Source organism: Cutibacterium porci, from assembly GCF_009696315.1.
In the GTDB taxonomy this organism is placed as follows: domain Bacteria; phylum Actinomycetota; class Actinomycetes; order Propionibacteriales; family Propionibacteriaceae; genus Cutibacterium; species Cutibacterium porci.
Window position 1 is genome coordinate 166,750 of sequence record NZ_VUMG01000001.1, and the last position, 16,527, is coordinate 183,276.

Here is a 16,527-nt window from a genome sequence, read left to right on the forward strand (position 1 = left end):
CACACCCCAAGAAATGGAGAACCACCATGACCACCATCACCCAGTACCAGGCCCTCCGTACCACCGTCGGCTTTCACATCCCCTCCGCACCTCTGGTCCGAATCACCGGTGAGGACCGACTCGAGTTCCTTGACTCGTTCCTCTCCCGTTCCTGCGACTTCGTCGATCCCGACACCACCCGCGAGTGCCTCGCCCTCACTGAGGACGGCCTGCCACTGACGATCTTCCTCCACATCGAGCGCGAGGAGGAATCGTGGCTGCTGCCTCGCACCGACATCGACAACGAGGCCCTCACTTCCTACTTCGACGGTCTCGACACCGATGGCGACGTATCCGTGGAGATCGCCCCGCAGGGATGGGGAGCTGCTGCCGTTGAGGGGCCGCTTTCCTGGCAGATCGCCGAGCAGCTGCTCGACTTCGACGTGGCCGGTCTGGTCCTCCACGCCGTGGCCGACGTCGTCATTCCTGGCGCACCCGAAGGCTCCGAGGCATGGCTGGCTCGCGTCGGAACCACCGGCGAGTACGGGTACCTGCTGGTCTCGAACTCCCCGGACATCGCTCGTACCACCCTCCTCGGTCGAGCTGAGGAGATCGGGGGCCAGGCCGTGGATGCGGACGCTCTGGCCCGAGTCCAGGCTGAGGCCGGCATGCCCTACTACGCAATGGGGGTGCACCACCTTGACGTCGCCGAGGCCGACTTGGCATGGCTCGTCGACTGGCAGCGAATCGGGGAGTTCCACGGTTCAGACAACCTCACCGTTCCCGTCCGCAACCAGCGCCGTCTCACCGCCGTGGCCGTGCCTGCGGGACATCGTCCCGCTGTGGGCGAGACAATCACTGCCGGGGGTGAAAGCGTCGGTGTCGTGGTCTACGTCGCCCCGTCCACGAACCCCGACGAGGAGCTGCTCTTCGCCTTGGTGGACGCCCCCTTCTGGGCTTCGACGATTCCGCTGACCGTCGGCGATCAGGATGGTGTCACGGTCACCCTCCCGCGTGTCGTCGCCGCTTCCAGCCTCAACAAGCTGGGGTGACGACGATGACAATCACCCTTGAAAAAGGCACTGTGGCCACTCCCGCCGAGTCGACCAGCAGCATCGTGGTGACCGGCGTGGGCATGGTCACCGCCCAGGGGCTCCGCACCGACGAGTGCTGGTCGAGTCTGCTCAACGGCGATTGCGGAATCACCATGAACATCACCTTCGATGATTCCGGCACGACAATTCCATGCGCCGGTGTCGCCCCCGTACCGGACTGTGACTCGATCGATCGTTGCTATCTTCTCGGTTCCCGTGCCATGCGCGAGGCCCTCGAAATGAGCGGCGTCGACCTCGACTCGGTGGACAGGGACCGCGTGGGTCTGGTCGTGGGATCGAGCCTCGGCGCCATGCCCACCCTTGAGGCGACCCATCGTCGGGCGATCGAGTCCGACATCCTGGCCGCCGGGGCCGCTGCAAGCTCGCAGCTGCACTGCGTCGCCGATCAACTGGCCACCGAATTCGACCTGCGTGGGCCCCGCATCGTCACATCAAATGCCTGTGCAGCAGGTGCGGTGGCAATCGGCTACGCCGCGGAACTGTTGTGGTCCGACGACGTCGATCTGGTGGTCTGTGGCGGTGTCGATCCGCTGGCCCAGATCTCCGCGAACGGGTTCACCTGTCTGGGAGCCCTCGACGAGCAACCATGCAGCCCGATGGCAGGTTCATCCGGCCTGACCCTCGGTGAAGGTGCCGGATTCATGGTGCTCGAGAAGGCCGACGTGGCCGCTGCGAGGGAGCAGGAGGTGATGGCCCAAATCGCGGGTTACGGGACGAGCTGTGACGGCTACCACCAGACTGCCCCTGATCCCGGTGGCAAGGGCGCCTACAACTCGATGGATGCTGCCCTGCGATCGGCTCAACTCAAGCCGGGCGACGTCAGCTACGTCAACCTGCACGGCACCGGGACCCCGACCAACGACGCCGTCGAGCCGAAAGCCATCAGGTCGCTGTTCAAGAACATTGACCTGCCGCCGGTCAGCTCCGTCAAGGGTGCGATCGGGCACACTCTGGGCGCCGCAGGGGCCATCGAGGCAGTCTGCTCGATCAAGGCCGTTCACGACGGGGTGCTCCCTCCCACCATCAACAACCGCGACCAGGCATCACGAACCGGTCTCGACATCGTCGCGAAGCATGCTCGCCCCGCGAATCCTGAAGCCGTCATCTCGAACTCCTTCGCGTTCGGTGGCAACAATGCGTCGATCGTGATCACCAAGCCCGGCAGGAACAGCGTCCATGTAGAACCAGTCCCGGTTCGTGAGGTGGGGATCTCCGGTATCGCCGCCCTGGCGGGCGCCGCCGGCAACTCGGAGGAACTCTTGTCGGCCTTGGCAACCGGCTCGCCGGTCTGGCGGACCAATGAGAAGTCGTGGGAGGGCGAGGACCTCCAGAGCGGCAAGGTCGACGTCGAGGCCCTGTCTCGCGGACTCAACCCGTCCAAGGTCCGACGCATGGACCCCCTGGGAATCATCTCCTGCGCGACGGTGAACGATCTCCATGACAGTTACGGCAAGTTGAGCCGGAAGGAGTCCGAGGGAACCGGGATCATCTTCGCCACCGGTTACGGTCCCGTGACGGCGGTCACTCAGTTCAACGACGGGATCATTCGTCAGGGGCCCGATGGTGCCAACGCCTTGCTGTTCCCGAACACCGTGGTCAACGCAGCCGCCGGCCATCTGGCGATGTTGAACCGGTACCGCGGTTACACCGCCACCCTGGCCTGCGGAGGCACCAGCTCGATCATGGCGCTGCAGCTCGCTGCACGAGTCATTGGGCGCGGAGCTGCCGATCGGATCATGGTTGTCGTCGCCGACGAGTTCCCCAGCATCGCCGTCCAGACCGTCACGAAACTCCCTGGTTACCGTCACCGGGTGGACGGCCCTGGCGCTGTGCTGTCGGAAGGAGCCGTGTGCGTCCTCGTCGAAGCGGTCGACACTGCGGAAGCACGCGGTGCCTCCGCCATCGCGACCCTGCGAGGATTCGGTGCCCGTGGTGAATCCGTGGGGATCGGCCGCTCCGCCCCTGATGGCCGGGCATGGGCCAAGGCCATGACCGCTGCGCTGGACCAGGCTCATCTTGACTCATCGAAGGCCGCGACTGTCGTTTCGGCGGCCGGCGGACACCGTCGCGTCGACCGAGCCGAGCGTGCCGCCAGGCAGTTGGCCGGACTCTCCTCGACGCCGACGATCTACCCCAAGTCCGTCGTCGGAGAGACCTTCGGTTCGGCTGCCGGAATTGGACTGTTCGCGGCACTGCGTGGATCCTCGCCGGCTCCCGGCGACGTCATTGTCGTCAATGCCTTCTCCCACGGAGGCGGCTACGCATCCATGGTGGTGCAGGCGCGATGACCGCACTCGCGAATCCGTGCCGCTCGTCAGTGGAGGTGGGGACGGTTGACGTTCCGGACGCCGATTCCATCGAATGCGTCCTCACCCACCACTGTCACACGCCTCGTGATCGTGGCGGGCACCCCACCTCCGTGTCGGGACGCTATCTCCTGCAACAGGCAGCGGAGCTTCTGCACGGCACGCAGATCGGGGAGCGCCCGATGACCGACTCGTCACGACGCTGGTACTGGCCTGGGACCCCCTGGCACGGTTCGGTGTCTCACATTCCCGGATGGAGCCTGTCCGGTCTGATCACCGACGGGCACATCGGCGTCGACGTCCAGGACGCCCGGGAGCGACCCGGCGCACTCGACTTCATCGCTGACCTGGTCAGGCTGCCGCGGCGGGCGTCCATTCTCGAGTTCGCCGAGTGCGAGGCACTCGTAAAGGCATCCCGTCTGACCAAGGAGACCTTCGGTCACGTGAGGCTGCCACAGTGGCGACCCGGATGGCGTCACGTCGTCGACGAGTTCTGGGTCTGGAGCACTGAAGTCACAGGCGTCGGCGCGGTGGCCGTCACCTCCGACCGGCCCCGAAAGATCCGATGGTGGCGCTGCTACGCCGAAACGCATGGCCAGCTCAGCGCACCGGAACCCCTCAATGGCTTCAACACTGGAGACATCTCATGACCTGTTACTCAAGGCGGATCTCGGGAATCGAACGAGGCTACCTCCACATTGCCACCCGAGGACCCCACCCCACCATCCACACCGTCATCGATTTCGACGGAACCGTCCCCGCCGAGACCTGGCATCACGCGTCTGGGGTCGCTACCGCTGCCAACCCGGGGATGGCGGTCGTCAGGAGATCACGACGCTGGGCCCACAATTCACACCCGTGCCCGGTCGTGTTCCACGAATGGGTCGACGATCCCAACGACGTCAAGGAATTCCACGACGACATCAACCTGGTCACGGGTCCTGTGACAACGGTGCACGTCTTCCAGGACGAGGACCGCACCAGAGTCGTCCTGGCGGCCAGCCACGCTGTGACGGACGGTCGAGGGATGGAGCGTTTCCTCGTCGACCTGTTGGCAGCCGTGGACGGTCGTGAACCGGTCGGCAGCCCGGACGTCGAGACCGATGTCGAAGCGGCACGGTCCCTCGGTGCCAGTTCAAGACCCCAACCCAATGTGACCCGCCGGGATCCGGTTCGCTCCCCGTTGGGGGGAAAGGACAACCACCGGCACTGGACATCCCGAGCCTGGCCTTCGGCGCCCGGTGCGATGAGCGCCCGGATCGGCGCGGCGGTGGCCCGAATGATCGATCACCCGGTGATGGTCATCATCCCCGTCGACCTGCGGAGACATCTGCCGCACCTGAGGTCAACGGCGAACCTGAGTGCGCAGCTGCCATTGACGATCCAGCCCGGTCAGCCGTGGAAGAGCATCCACGGTCACCTCTTGATGGCTCTGGCACGCAAGCACGACCTCGCCATGATCAGCGAGGACTTCCGCCAGAACAACCCGTTCACGACCACCTTGGTCGGGAGCCAGACCGACGGACTCGACGGGAATTTCCCGTGCGCGGCCATCATCTCCGACCACGGAAAGCTCGACATCTCCAGGTTCCGGACGTCCACCCTGACACCCGTGGCCATGCACAGCCTTCCGATGCTCGTTCCCTACTCGGGCATGTTCATCAGCAGCTCCACGGTAAACGACGCCACAACCGTCACCATCGCCCACCGTCTCGACGACGACCCCCAGATCATCGACACCTTCTTCGACCTCATCAACGACCAGATGGCGGACTGACGCCTCCACGACCCACTCCCCAGGAGATCAACCCATGACCACCCAAGACGTCCTGGCTCCCACATCCATCACCACTCATCCACCCACAGCTAAGTCCGATGCACCGCCGCGCAACACCGTGAGCTCGATGGTGGTCGCAATGATCGCCACCCTCATGGTCATGCTCGACACGACGGTCGTCAACGTCTCACTCCACGCAACCACAGCCCGATTCGGAAGCATGAGCAATGTGCAGTGGGTTCTCACGAGCTACCTGCTGGCCTTGTGCGCCACCATGACGGCATCTGCCTGGATCATCGATCGCATTGGCCCGCGACGCACCTTCATCACCTCGATGACCGCGTTCCTCATCGGATCCGTGATGTGTGCACTCAGCCCGTCAGTGTGGACACTGGTGACGGCGCGGGCTATCTCGGGAGCGGCTGCCGGAATCATCATCCCGACATCCTCCGTTCTGCTCATTCGTGGGGTGCCACGCGAGAGCCTCGGAAAGGTCCAGTCACTCAACGGCAGCGTCCAGCTCATCGCTCCACTCATCGGACCAACTGTCGGCGGCCTCCTCGTCGACCGATGCGGTGGCTGGCCCGCGATCTACTGGGCGAACGTACCGATTGCTGCTGTTCTCCTCGTCGTAGCCCTACGCATTGATCCGGATGAGGCCCACATCGGACACCGCAAGCTCGACGTCCTCGGCCTGTTGTCGGGAAGCGCTGCCATCGTCCTGACAGTGTTGGGGGTCTCGCGCATGGGAACCACGTCGCGCAACATGACCGCCTTCACGACCATCGCCCTGCTGGCCATCGTCTCCTGGGCGATCTTCCTCCTCCACATCCGCCGTGCCACTGAACCACTGCTTGACGTCTCGCTGTACCGAAATCCGGTGTATTCATGGTCGAGTTTCAACGTTGCGGTTCTGGGATTCGGTCTCTACGCGCCCATGGTCGTCATGCCTCTGTATCTGGAGGCGACGCGTCACCTCGACACCGTTCGAACCGGTCTCGTCATGTCAGTGTCAGGCATCGGCGTCATTGTCGCCGGCGTTCTGTGCACCACGCTCATGAAGAAGATCGGCGGGGGATTCACCATGGCCCTCGGCATCACTCTCAGTCTCGTGGCAACCCTGCCTCTGGTGTGGCTGACTGGCACCACCTCCTACCTGCTGTTGGCGGGATGCCTGGCAGTGCGAGGGGCTGGAATCAGCCTGACGATCGTTCCGGCTATGACGAGGGCATTCGAGTCAATATCCCGGACTGCCATGGCCGATGCCTCCGCACAGTTGAACCTTCTCCAACGGATTGGTGGCACCATCGCCACCGCGGTAATCATCGCCGTCATTCATCACCAGGCAATGCTGGTGCGTGGTCTCAGTCCCGCGGTGTTCTCTTATGCGAACATCTGGATCCTCGGCGCCACGTCCGTGACGTTGATCCCCGCGTTCGCCCTGGCCCGTGCGGAACGCAGGTGCTCTGAGCTGTGATGTGAACTGTTTCGACTTCTGCGGTACCCCGTATGCTCTATCCGGCGCTGACTGAAGCGTCCGAGCACTCGAAGAGGCCTGCCATGAAGTCCCACATCCCGTTCACCTTGGCCAGTCCGACATGGTACGACGTCCCTTGGGCACCGCATTCCCCCTGCCTCACCGGAGACATCTCGGTGATGCCGGCAGACGCGCCCGGGTGGACGTCGACCGTTGACGGACCGTGGCAGATCCACCTCCCACCCCAGCCACCAGGAATGACGTACGGGTGGAAGGTCCATGTAGCAGCCACCCCGCAGGATCTGGAATCCGTTGGCTCCATCGTGGCGCGATGGTGCGTCCACAAGGACACTGCCTTCAAGGTCCTACGCACACGGCGGCTGGTCCATGCCAGCCAGCTCAAGTACGCAGATCGGGTCCAAAGTGGCAAGGTGTGCACCTGCTATCCCGCCCCGGAGCTCCTCGAGGAGTTCTGCGTCGGCCTGGCCGACCTTCTTCGTGACGTCGACTCGCCATCCATTCACGGGGAGTTGCGAGTCGGCTCCTCTCCGGTGTGGTTGCGTCACGGCAGCTTCCAGGAAGCATGGGCGCTCTCACCGACGGGTGCACCCACCCCGGTCCTGCCGGGCACGACAATTCCCGATCGCAGGGGAACAACGAATGATCGAGCTCACGACACACCGTGGATCCAACAGCTTCGCAGGACCAACCCGACCAGCACGGTTCTTCCCATCCATGACGTCACACTCCTCCACCGTTCAAATGCAGGAGGGGTGTATCGGGCGCTGTGGCAGGACGACCGTCCTGTCGTAATCAAGGAGGCCCGACACCTCTGCGGGTTAGACGCCGACGGCATCGACGCACCAGCCCGGCTACGTCACGAATTCCAGGTGTTGCAACGTCTTGCCCCACACCGCGTCGCCCCGCAGCCCATCGATCTTTTGGAAACACCGGAGGGTACCTTCCTCGTGATGGGGTTCCTCGAGGGCATGACCCTCTACCAGGAAATGGCTCGCTTCCACCCTCTTTCGGGACACGGTTCCAGCCGAATGTCGCATGCCGAGTTCTCCCGTTGGCGTCAAGACACAATGGAAAGTCTCAAAGATCTGATCCAGATTCTGTCTGAATGTGGAATTGTTCACGGAGACCTTCATCCAGCGAACTTGATCCACGTCGGAAATGATCTCTTCGCAACTGACTTCGAGTCCTCGTCCATTGATGGGGTGAGTGTCTCGACCGGATTGACCGCACTCCCCTTCAGATCCGACAAGGATGCCTGCGATCTGGAGGCCGTCGCACACATTCACGCCCTCCTGCTGGACCCGACGTCAGGTCCTGTGCTCACCCGACGCCCAGAACTTCGATCCTTCGTCACCCGCGCGGCCCTTGAGGACATCACGATGACCGCTCCTCCGGCTCCCGACATGATGCCGCATCTCGAACACCTGTGCACCGAACTGGCCGACGGGATCCGAGCCTCGGCCACACCGTCGAGAACGGATCGCCTCTTCCCCTCCGACCCATACCTGTTCCAGCATCCAGGAGCTGAGCTCGGTCTCATGCACGGGGCTGCAGGAGTACTGGCTGCCTTGTCGGCCACGGGTCATGAAATCGACCCGGATCATGTCTCCTGGCTCACCAATCGCCTGTCGTCACAGCCAATCCTCCTGCCTGGACTGGCCGACGGGGTCGAGGGCATCGCGCTGGGGCTGTCCATGTGCGGCGAAGGGGACCTTTCCGCGCAACTCCTTGACCGTACCGGCGTCCTTGATTCCTCATCGCAGACACCGATCGACCCCTCGCTGGGAACTGGTCTGGCGGGCCGGGCTGCTGCCCTCCAGACGTTGTCGCGACGACTCTCGTCGGATCGCCTCGCCCAAGCTGCATCGACACTTTGGGAAAGACTTGCCACCGTGATTCGCGACGCCGACGGGCCCTTGCCGAACGGCCTGTTCACCGGATGGGAAGGCGTGGGTCTGGCCGTGCTGTCTTCGCCGCTGCCCGATCGCCACCACCTCGCGAATATTGCACTGGAGTTGGCGCTGTCCACGACCGTCACGATCGACGGTGCACTCATCTCCGAAGCTGGAGGCGTTCAGTGGCCGTATCTTGGCCAAGGACCAATCGCATGCGGACCCCTGGCAGAGGCACTCGGAGACGCGGGCACCGTTGCTTCCGTGGCCCGGACCTGTCGTTCTCCGTTGACCGAGTCGTCCGGGCTCCTCCTGGGACGTTCAGGACTACTCGTCGTGCTTCGCCAACTCATCGGCGACGACAACGCCGCTGTGCAGCGCCACATGATGCGCCTTGCGTGGTCGATCACAGGCGACGGCACCACCAGCCACATGTTGGGACTCCACGGCTTGCGTTTTTCCTCCGACGTCGCGACGGGGTCTGCCGGTGCCCTGCTTACTCTCAGCGACCACCCATGGAAGAACATCGCGAAAATTCTCGGAATTCTTGGTGACAGGTGTCATGAGGACTTGATGACGATCGGATCTGTTGCAACCCCATGGGCTCCGGAAGACTAAGAGACGTCCACAGAAAAGACATCCCTGATGGATGCCATCGACAATGCGACGCAAGGAGTTTTCGTGTCGATTGAAAGCATGCAATCCTTGGAAATGGATGACGTTTCCTCGTCCGATCTGGCCGGCTTCCCGTGCTCTGTCCTGTCCATCGGTGCTTGGTGCACGTGATTTAACATTCCCTGATCCGTATCTGGCGATCCGGGAACCTACCTACTACGCTGTCCCCGTGTCACGGACGCGATCCCTCTTCAACGGCTCCGGACGTCTGCTCATCGGCTCCGGAGTCATTGTCTTTCTCCTCCTCGCCGTGGTGGTGTTGACCATGGTCACCCCGAAGAGTCCGGACTTTTCGGTGTTCGACCGCGTACTCGGTATCGCAGCAGGGGTTGTCCAAGCAGTTGGGTTCATGTGGGTTCAGGCCAGGGTGGTCCGCCATGGTGGCCAGGCGCACAGCGCGCGGTTGGCCTTGGGCACCGGTGGATACTGCTTCGGTTGGGGGATCGTCGTCCTCGGTGTCATCAGTCTATGGTTTATGCACTCATGGGCACTGTTCGGCACCTCGATCACTCTTGCCCTACTACTTGTTCCCGGCGGATGGGGCCAAGTGGCTACACTCGTGGTTCTCCTCCTCGGACTCGCGGACATGTTCCTGGTCCATCCATCCGCCACTTCAATTGCTTTGCTTCTGCTCATCACCATCGCGGTGACGATCAACCTGTACGCCCTCACCCGACTCGCCAGCACCCTCATCGAGGTTCGTTCCTCCCAGGAGGAAATCGCCCGCCTCCGCATCGACGCCGAACGTCACCGCATCTCCCGTGACCTTCACGACATCATCGGCCGAACCCTCGTCGCAACATCCATGCGCCAGCAGGCCGCCCTCCACCTCGTCGACCGCGACCCCGTACGCGCCAAGGAACAGCTCAACGCCGCACACGACGCCATCACGGACGGGCAGAAACAGCTGCGCTCCATCATCCAGGCGGAGATGAACACCAGCCTTCCCGACGAGATCACCGACGCCCGGTCCCTCTGTGATCGTCTGCGCATCCGGTTCGATCTGACCGACGAGGGGCACCCACCCGAGCCATTCGACTCCGCCGCAGCCCAGGTGCTGCGGGAGGCCATCACCAATATGCTCAAACACAGCACAGCAAACGCCTGCCAGGTGACGATCACGCCGACCGACATGAGCATCACGAACAATGGTTGTTCCGCACTACGGTCATCCGACGGTGGCCATGGCACCGGCATCGCCCATCTTCGCTCCCAGATTGAAGATCTGGGAGGATCCCTTGTGGCATCCCACCCATCGCGAAGTACATTTCAGCTCAGGTGCACCTTTCCTGCCCCACAATCGTCGAATATCCGACCCTCGAACCTCCAATCCTCGAATATCGCCACTGTGACAGGGTGAAGCCAATGACCACACGAATTCTCATAGCCGAGGACATCGAACTGGTGGCAGAGGCCTTCCAGGCGCTGCTGTCGATCGAGCCTGAGTTCGAAGTCGTCGGACGGGTCAGCCGTGGCGACGAACTCGTGACCTGCGCGACCCGTCTCATGCCCGATCTCATCCTCGCCGACATCGACATGCCGGGGGCCACCGGCATTGAGGCGACGAAGACGTTGCGCAGCATGGGGTACAAGGGCCACATCATCCTGCTGACGGCCTTGCCCGGGAGCGGCCACCTGCACGCCGCCCTGGCGGCCGGGGCTGACGGTTATCTCCTCAAGGCAATGACCGGGGCATCCCTCATGAACGCGATACGAGCGGTCCAGAACGGCCATACCGCCATCGACCCCGACATCGCCGCCACGGCGATGCGGAAGGGACCGTCACCCCTCACCCAGCGCGAGACCGAGATCCTCAAGATGGTCGCCGCCGGCTTCTCAACAGCACAGATCGCCGACCAGATGTACCTCAGCAAGGGAACCGTCCGGAACTACCTGTCGATGGTGATGTCGAAGCTCGAAGTCGACTCCCGCACCGCGGCGGTGACCAAGGCGCAGCACGAAGGGTGGCTCTGATCGTTTCTCACACCTGAACCCTCGGCGACGAGCAGGTCAGCGTCCGAACTCCTCCCGGACCGCCTGTTCCACCGCCTGACTGAGCAGGGCCCCTGCCCGAGACATCGAAACCTCTGGATCCGGCTCGACGTCGGCCAGGCTGATGATTCGCTGGAAGGCGCGACGTTTTTCGTCGGGGAGGTCGCACCTTCCGCACACCGCCCACACCGGGACGCCGGCGTCCAGAGCAATCTTGCGGATGGTGTCGGGGAGCTTGCCGAGCAGGGTCTGCTCGTCGAGTCTGCCCTCCCCGGTGATGACCAACCCGGCCGCATTGATACGCGACACCGCCTTCGCCCATCCGAGCACGGCAGCTGCTCCCGGTCGGTACTTGGCTCCCAGACAGCGAAGTGCCCAACCAACTCCACCGGCGGCACCCGATCCTGGGTCGTCGCGGTACGCGCTACCGATAGCCGGCTCCATCAGGTCGGCGAGCCGAGTCAGACCAGCCTCAGCGACCGCAACGCCCTCGTGGTCCAAGCCCTTCTGAGGGCCGAACACGGCGGCCGCACCTTGTGGCCCAAGCAATGGCGAAGTGACGTCGCAAGCAACTGTCAGCTTGGCGCCCGACAATTTCCGATTGAGGCCGGACAGGTCGAGGCGCGAGAGTTCCGTCAACCCTGCTGCTCCGGGAGAAATCGGCGAGAGATTTTTGTCGAGTAGGCGCACACCGAGGGCTTCCAGCATTCCCGCGCCGCCATCAGTCGACGCCGACCCGCCAACCCCGACCGTGATGTCGGTTGCTCCTTTACGCAAAGCAGCTGCGATGACCTCGCCAAGGCCGCGACTAGATGCGACCAAGCCGCGTCGCGAGTTCGGCGGCCCGGATACCCGATCCGCTCGTTCTAGGCCACAACACGTCGCCATTTCAATGACGGCATGGTTGTCTCGCATTGCGTAATCGACGTCTGCGAGATCTCCTGTGGCACCGTGACACTTGACAGTGACAGCATGAAAACCGGCGGCTAGAACCGCCTCGACGGTCCCCTCGCCACCATCAGCAACCGGGACCGTGATGACCTCACGATGCGGATCAGCCGCCAAATATCCCCGCTCAACCGCTCGGCAGGCTTTTCCCGAGCCCAATGAGCCCTTAAATGAGTCAACTGCTACGACCACCGGTGCATTCGGATCAGGACGCATGCTCTCAGCATGGCACGCCAGCATGTCATGGTCCGCCACCGGCTCCTCCGCTGACTAGAGACACTTCTCCCCTGCCAAGCCCGATGCCATCACTTCCCCGCCCCGACACGCACGATGTCGGTACTTTTCGCCACAACCCGTACACTCGGGGTCATGGTGAATCGCGCCTACCTGTCCTTGAGTGTTCTTGCCCTCGTGTTGTGGGTGGCCGCGTACCGTCATCTACCCGGCTGGGCAGCTGGGATAACACTGGCGGGCATCGTGCTGTTCTCATTGTTCTGCGAGTGGTCACGTGTGCGCACTCTGGCGCGCATTGGCAAGTCTCGCAGAACCGATGCCCGGAGCTCACGCGGTCGAAAACTGTCCTAATCAGGATTCTGCGATCTTCAGGCTTACCTGGTTCCCACCGCGCACCAACCCCGACACAAACGTCGCGTAGGCTATTTGCCGCCATGCCTGAGAAAAACGTCACCAGCACTACTACGCTGCCCACCGCCCTGCGCCCCAGCCCCGATGAATCTGGGATGACCGTGCCGCAATTACTCGAACACCGCATAGATGCGCTGTTCGAACACATCCCGTTGGTAGCCGAACTGGGCGAGGCCTTCGCACGGGCTGGTCACGACCTGTATCTCGTTGGCGGCTCGGTTCGCGACGCCCTCATGGGCCACTTGGGCCACGATCTCGACTTCACGACAGACGCCCGCCCCAATGACACTGAAGCGATCTTGCGGAAACGCACCCATGCGACGTGGGACATTGGCCGAGCCTTCGGAACGATCGGAGCTCAAGTCGACGATTGGGTGGTCGAGGTCACAACTTATCGAGCCGACGCTTACCATCCGGACTCGCGCAAGCCCGAGATCGTCTACGGCAACACGCTGGAAGATGATCTCATTCGTCGTGACTTCACTGTCAATGCGATGGCCCTTCACGCCGCCACCCGAACCTTCTCAGATCCTTACGCAGGCCTAGCTGACATCGTGGCGGGAGTACTGCGCACGCCTTTCCCTCCTCAGCGATCTTTCAGCGACGATCCACTGCGGATGATGCGAGCGGCACGCTTCACCTCTCAACTGGGCTTCACCGTTACTGACGACGTCCGTGACGCCATGACCGACATGGCGGCTCGTATCGAGATCATCTCAGCTGAGCGCGTCCGCGATGAAATCTCGAAGACCCTCCTCACCGACCATCCGAGACAGGGGCTAGATCTCCTCGTGACTACGGGAATCGCCGATTATGTGTTGCCCGAGCTCCCGGCGCTGCGCCTCGAACGCGACGAGCACCACCGTCACAAGGACGTCTATGAACACTCCTTGACAGTGCTGGATCAGTCAATCGACCTTGAGAAGCGTCGCGGCCATGACCCGGACCTTACGGGTCGTTTGGCAGCCCTGCTTCACGACATCGGCAAGCCCTCAACGCGCAGGTTCGAGCCGGGCGGCAAGGTGAGCTTCCATCATCATGACGTCGTCGGAGCGAAAATGGCGCGCAAGAGACTTAAAGCGCTCTCCTACCCCGGCCAAGTCGTCAAGGATGTCTCCAAGCTCGTCGAATTGCACTTGCGCTTCCATGGCTACGGCGACCAGGGGTGGACTGACTCGGCAGTTCGTCGTTATGTCCGCGACGCCGGCGACCAGCTGGAGCGCCTCCACATCCTCACCCGATCTGACTGCACAACCCGCAATCGTCGCAAAGCTGAGCGGCTGGAATTCGCCTACGACGATCTGGAGGCCCGTATCGCCGATCTGACTGCCAAGGAAGAGCTCGCTGCTATCCGACCCGACCTTGACGGTCAGCAAATCATGGCGACGTTGGGTATCGGACCGGGACCAGAGGTTGGTAAGGCGTACAAGTTCCTGCTCAACCTTCGATTGGATGAAGGGCCGCGCACGCCCGAGGAAGCTAAGAGCGCGCTCCTATCCTGGTGGGCCAAGCAGGGGCACGAAGCTACTGATGGTCACAGCTAAACGACGTCAGCCAACTACCATGGCACACGTGCCTTCTCCTTCCCGCCTTCGCCCTGCCGTCTGGCTGCTGGGCTTATTGATGGTCCTGGCGACTGTCCTGGCGGAATCATCCCCTGCTCAGGCGCGCACCACCTCCGAACTCCTCAAAGTGACGATTACCTCTGTCACGCCACCAACCGGTGATCCCAAAACTCCCATCACGATCCGGGGAACTGTCACGAACACGTCCTCGGTATCTATGACGTGGGTGCAAGCGTCGTTTTGGCGATCCCAAGATGAGATCAATGACACCCGGGACCTCTCTGACCTCTTAGCGGCGCCGACAACCGTGCCGGTAGGGATGCGTTGGTACAAGGAACCGAAAGAGGCGTCGATTTCTAACATCACAGATCCGGAGGCCAATCAGACTTTCAAGCCGGGAGATACCGGGTCGTTCACCGTCACTGGTACGCCAGCTCAAATGGGTATGACGTCGCCAAATGCCGTCTATGCGGTGGGGGTGCATGTACAGGCGACACCGGGGAACCAGGCGCGGCGTACCGTCGGGCGGGCACGGGTGCTCACAGTCCTCTCGGATACCCATACCAGCGCGAATCTCACCCCCGTCATCGTGCTGTCCGCTCCGCCATCGAGGCGTATTGACGGCTCTTTCACCGACGAGTCTCTTTCCGACGACATCGTAGAGCGGTTGATACCCCTCGCCGAGGCGGCACATACCCGAGATGCCACCGTGCTCGTCGATCCGAGTCTGATTGATGACGCACGTGCCATGGCGGCGGGGTATGTGGTAGGTGGCAAGGATTCTCACACTGTCACCGGGACTGGCCAGGAGCGAGCCAAGGAATGGCTTAGCCTCGTCGAACCTCTCCTATCGTCTGGTCGGGCGTACCGCCTGCCCTACGGGAATGCTGATGTGGTCGGGATAGTCCGGCAGGGGCGCTCCGGTCTTTTAACGTCCGTCAAACATGCTGTCGACCCTTCCAACCCTGCGGCACATTTACCCTTGGCGATCATCGATCCCGCCGCCGAACTCGATGATCCGTCCTTCAAAACCTTGGCGAAAGAGCTCTCCCCCTCCATCGTGCTGACGTGCGCGGCGGCGACTCCTAATGGGGTGCGCGAGGAGTCTGGGGTCAAGATCATTGGGCTGACCGACATGGTTCGCACCGGCGGCCATCCCCAGTCGAGCAGCGATTCTCAGCGGCGCGGAATTCTGCTATCCCAGGCCCTCCTCATGACTCGTGACTCAATCCCCGCTGTCACCCTCGTGACGACGATGGACGACATCCAGGCAACTGCCCCCGTCGGCTGGCTCCACCTACGGAATCTGTCGACAATTCTGTCTGGGGCGAAACCGGGTCTGCATTTGTCGGAAAGCCGCGGCGGAAATACGGTCCTCAAGAATTCGTGGTGGCAAGTCCAGCACGATGTGGGCGTCGATGCCGACGGCTGGTCAGATTTAGTTGGGGCCTCGCCAGAGATGGCATCTTTAACCTCGGCGAAATTTGTCAGCCGGGCGCTGTCGTCGTCACTCAAGGACCGGGAAGCGTGGGCTGCCGACGTTATGCGTCCCGCGACGCAAGTTATTGCCGGTAACGGTCTGGTCTTGCACTCGGCTTCTCAGTTCGTCATGTCGTCGTCGCGTAACGACTTCCCGCTCACAGTCACGAATTCATTAGCGCAGCCGGTTCGGGTCAAGGTCGTAGTCACGTCCGAAAACCCGCAGCGCATCGACATTCCGGACACCCAAGTTGTGGTGATACAGCCCAAGGAGACGCAAACCATCAGGTTCGCTCCGAAAGCGAGTTCAAACGGCGTCGTTGAGATGCAGGCTCACTTGTCGACTCCGTCGGGACGGCTTCTGGGTTCGCAGACGCGGTTCGTCGTTAAAGCTACCCAGATGGATGACGTCGGATGGATCATCATCGTCGTATCGGCGTTAGTACTCGTCATCGCGACCGTTTTGAGGATCCGTCAGGTGGCCGCGAGCTCCGGGCCTGATGCCGACGCCCCAGATGCCCAGGCGCCCGCAACGAAGGTCGATGACATTTCTGCCGACTCACCGGTCTCCACCGCACAACAGGGCCACAACACAGCCGCGCGCGACGATTCTGCACCGGGATCCCCTGCCGACACCGACGACCCCACCGTGTGAC

Annotated in this window: 12 protein-coding genes and 1 pseudogene; 11 read left to right on the forward strand and 2 right to left on the reverse strand. The window is 62.5% G+C overall.

Going from position 1 to position 16,527, the window contains the following annotated elements; genetic code table 11:
- Positions 1-26: 26 nt before the first annotated feature.
- From FYJ43_RS00730 to FYJ43_RS00765, 8 genes are all read left to right on the forward strand, one after another.
- Complete coding sequence (locus tag FYJ43_RS00730; protein WP_154561111.1) at positions 27-1,031, forward strand: aminomethyltransferase family protein; 1,005 nt, start codon at positions 27-29, stop codon at positions 1,029-1,031.
- A gap of 5 nt (positions 1,032-1,036) precedes the next feature.
- On the forward strand, positions 1,037-3,382 hold the full coding sequence (locus FYJ43_RS00735; protein ID WP_154561113.1) for a beta-ketoacyl-[acyl-carrier-protein] synthase family protein: 2,346 nt from the start codon (positions 1,037-1,039) through the stop codon (positions 3,380-3,382).
- Positions 3,379-4,050, forward strand: coding sequence for a 4'-phosphopantetheinyl transferase family protein (locus tag FYJ43_RS00740; protein WP_154561115.1), 672 nt, complete (start codon positions 3,379-3,381; stop codon positions 4,048-4,050). Before FYJ43_RS00735 ends, FYJ43_RS00740 begins: the two co-directional genes overlap by 4 nt.
- A complete protein-coding gene (locus tag FYJ43_RS00745) occupies positions 4,047-5,177 on the forward strand; it encodes a condensation domain-containing protein (protein ID WP_154561117.1) in 1,131 nt (376 codons plus the stop codon). The genes FYJ43_RS00740 and FYJ43_RS00745 overlap by 4 nt, the downstream gene beginning before the upstream one ends.
- A 34-nt stretch (positions 5,178-5,211) precedes the next feature.
- Positions 5,212-6,654 carry a DHA2 family efflux MFS transporter permease subunit gene (locus FYJ43_RS00750; protein WP_154561119.1) on the forward strand — a complete coding sequence of 481 codons (1,443 nt, stop codon included), beginning with the start codon at positions 5,212-5,214 and terminating at the stop codon, positions 6,652-6,654.
- Positions 6,655-6,737: 83 nt separating this feature from the next.
- Positions 6,738-9,185 (forward strand): class III lanthionine synthetase LanKC N-terminal domain-containing protein, encoded by a 2,448-nt coding sequence (locus FYJ43_RS00755; RefSeq protein ID WP_229771543.1) that lies wholly within the window; start codon positions 6,738-6,740, stop codon positions 9,183-9,185.
- 226 nt (positions 9,186-9,411) lie between these two features.
- Positions 9,412-10,602 carry a sensor histidine kinase gene (locus FYJ43_RS00760; RefSeq protein WP_326833207.1) on the forward strand — a complete coding sequence of 397 codons (1,191 nt, stop codon included), beginning with the start codon at positions 9,412-9,414 and terminating at the stop codon, positions 10,600-10,602.
- Positions 10,603-10,607: 5 nt separating this feature from the next.
- Positions 10,608-11,216, forward strand: coding sequence for a response regulator transcription factor (locus FYJ43_RS00765; protein ID WP_154561123.1), 609 nt, complete (start codon positions 10,608-10,610; stop codon positions 11,214-11,216).
- Between the two features lie 36 nt (positions 11,217-11,252).
- Here the strand turns inward: FYJ43_RS00765 and FYJ43_RS00770 are convergent, their stop codons facing one another.
- On the reverse strand, positions 11,253-12,398 hold the full coding sequence (locus FYJ43_RS00770) for a glycerate kinase (protein ID WP_154562037.1): 1,146 nt from the start codon (positions 12,396-12,398) through the stop codon (positions 11,253-11,255).
- Between the two features lie 114 nt (positions 12,399-12,512).
- Between FYJ43_RS00770 and FYJ43_RS00775 the strand changes: the two genes are divergently transcribed.
- On the forward strand, positions 12,513-12,767 hold the full coding sequence (locus tag FYJ43_RS00775; RefSeq protein ID WP_154561125.1) for a hypothetical protein: 255 nt from the start codon (positions 12,513-12,515) through the stop codon (positions 12,765-12,767).
- Positions 12,768-12,850: 83 nt separating this feature from the next.
- Positions 12,851-14,371 (forward strand): CCA tRNA nucleotidyltransferase, encoded by a 1,521-nt coding sequence (locus FYJ43_RS00780; RefSeq protein ID WP_154561127.1) that lies wholly within the window; start codon positions 12,851-12,853, stop codon positions 14,369-14,371.
- Positions 14,372-14,377: 6 nt separating this feature from the next.
- On the opposite strand, the pseudogene FYJ43_RS11970 reads toward FYJ43_RS00780, so the two are convergent.
- A pseudogene (locus FYJ43_RS11970) lies at positions 14,378-14,611 on the reverse strand (DNA-binding protein).
- On the opposite strand from FYJ43_RS11970, the gene FYJ43_RS00785 reads away from it, so the two are divergent.
- The gene (locus tag FYJ43_RS00785) at positions 14,610-16,526 is read left to right on the forward strand and encodes a DUF6049 family protein (protein WP_195839846.1); all 1,917 of its coding nucleotides are present in this window, start codon (positions 14,610-14,612) and stop codon (positions 16,524-16,526) included. The pseudogene FYJ43_RS11970 and the gene FYJ43_RS00785 sit on opposite strands and share 2 nt — an antisense overlap.
- Position 16,527: the final 1 nt, after the last annotated feature.

Excerpts from the sequence above, each read along its gene's own strand:
- FYJ43_RS00735 (WP_154561113.1), top strand. The coding sequence starts at position 1,037 with ATGACAATCACCCTTGAAAAAGGCACTGTGGCCACTCCCGCCGAGTCG.
- FYJ43_RS00750 (WP_154561119.1), top strand. The coding sequence starts at position 5,212 with ATGACCACCCAAGACGTCCTGGCTCCCACATCCATCACCACTCATCCA.
- FYJ43_RS00755 (WP_229771543.1), top strand. The coding sequence starts at position 6,738 with ATGAAGTCCCACATCCCGTTCACCTTGGCCAGTCCGACATGGTACGAC.
- FYJ43_RS00745 (WP_154561117.1), top strand. The coding sequence starts at position 4,047 with ATGACCTGTTACTCAAGGCGGATCTCGGGAATCGAACGAGGCTACCTC.
- FYJ43_RS00770 (WP_154562037.1), bottom strand. The coding sequence starts at position 12,398 with ATGCGTCCTGATCCGAATGCACCGGTGGTCGTAGCAGTTGACTCATTT.
- FYJ43_RS00785 (WP_195839846.1), top strand. The coding sequence starts at position 14,610 with ATGACGTGGGTGCAAGCGTCGTTTTGGCGATCCCAAGATGAGATCAAT.
- FYJ43_RS00740 (WP_154561115.1), top strand. The coding sequence starts at position 3,379 with ATGACCGCACTCGCGAATCCGTGCCGCTCGTCAGTGGAGGTGGGGACG.
- FYJ43_RS00780 (WP_154561127.1), top strand. The coding sequence starts at position 12,851 with ATGCCTGAGAAAAACGTCACCAGCACTACTACGCTGCCCACCGCCCTG.
- FYJ43_RS00775 (WP_154561125.1), top strand. The coding sequence starts at position 12,513 with ATGTCGGTACTTTTCGCCACAACCCGTACACTCGGGGTCATGGTGAAT.
- FYJ43_RS00730 (WP_154561111.1), top strand. The coding sequence starts at position 27 with ATGACCACCATCACCCAGTACCAGGCCCTCCGTACCACCGTCGGCTTT.
- FYJ43_RS00765 (WP_154561123.1), top strand. The coding sequence starts at position 10,608 with ATGACCACACGAATTCTCATAGCCGAGGACATCGAACTGGTGGCAGAG.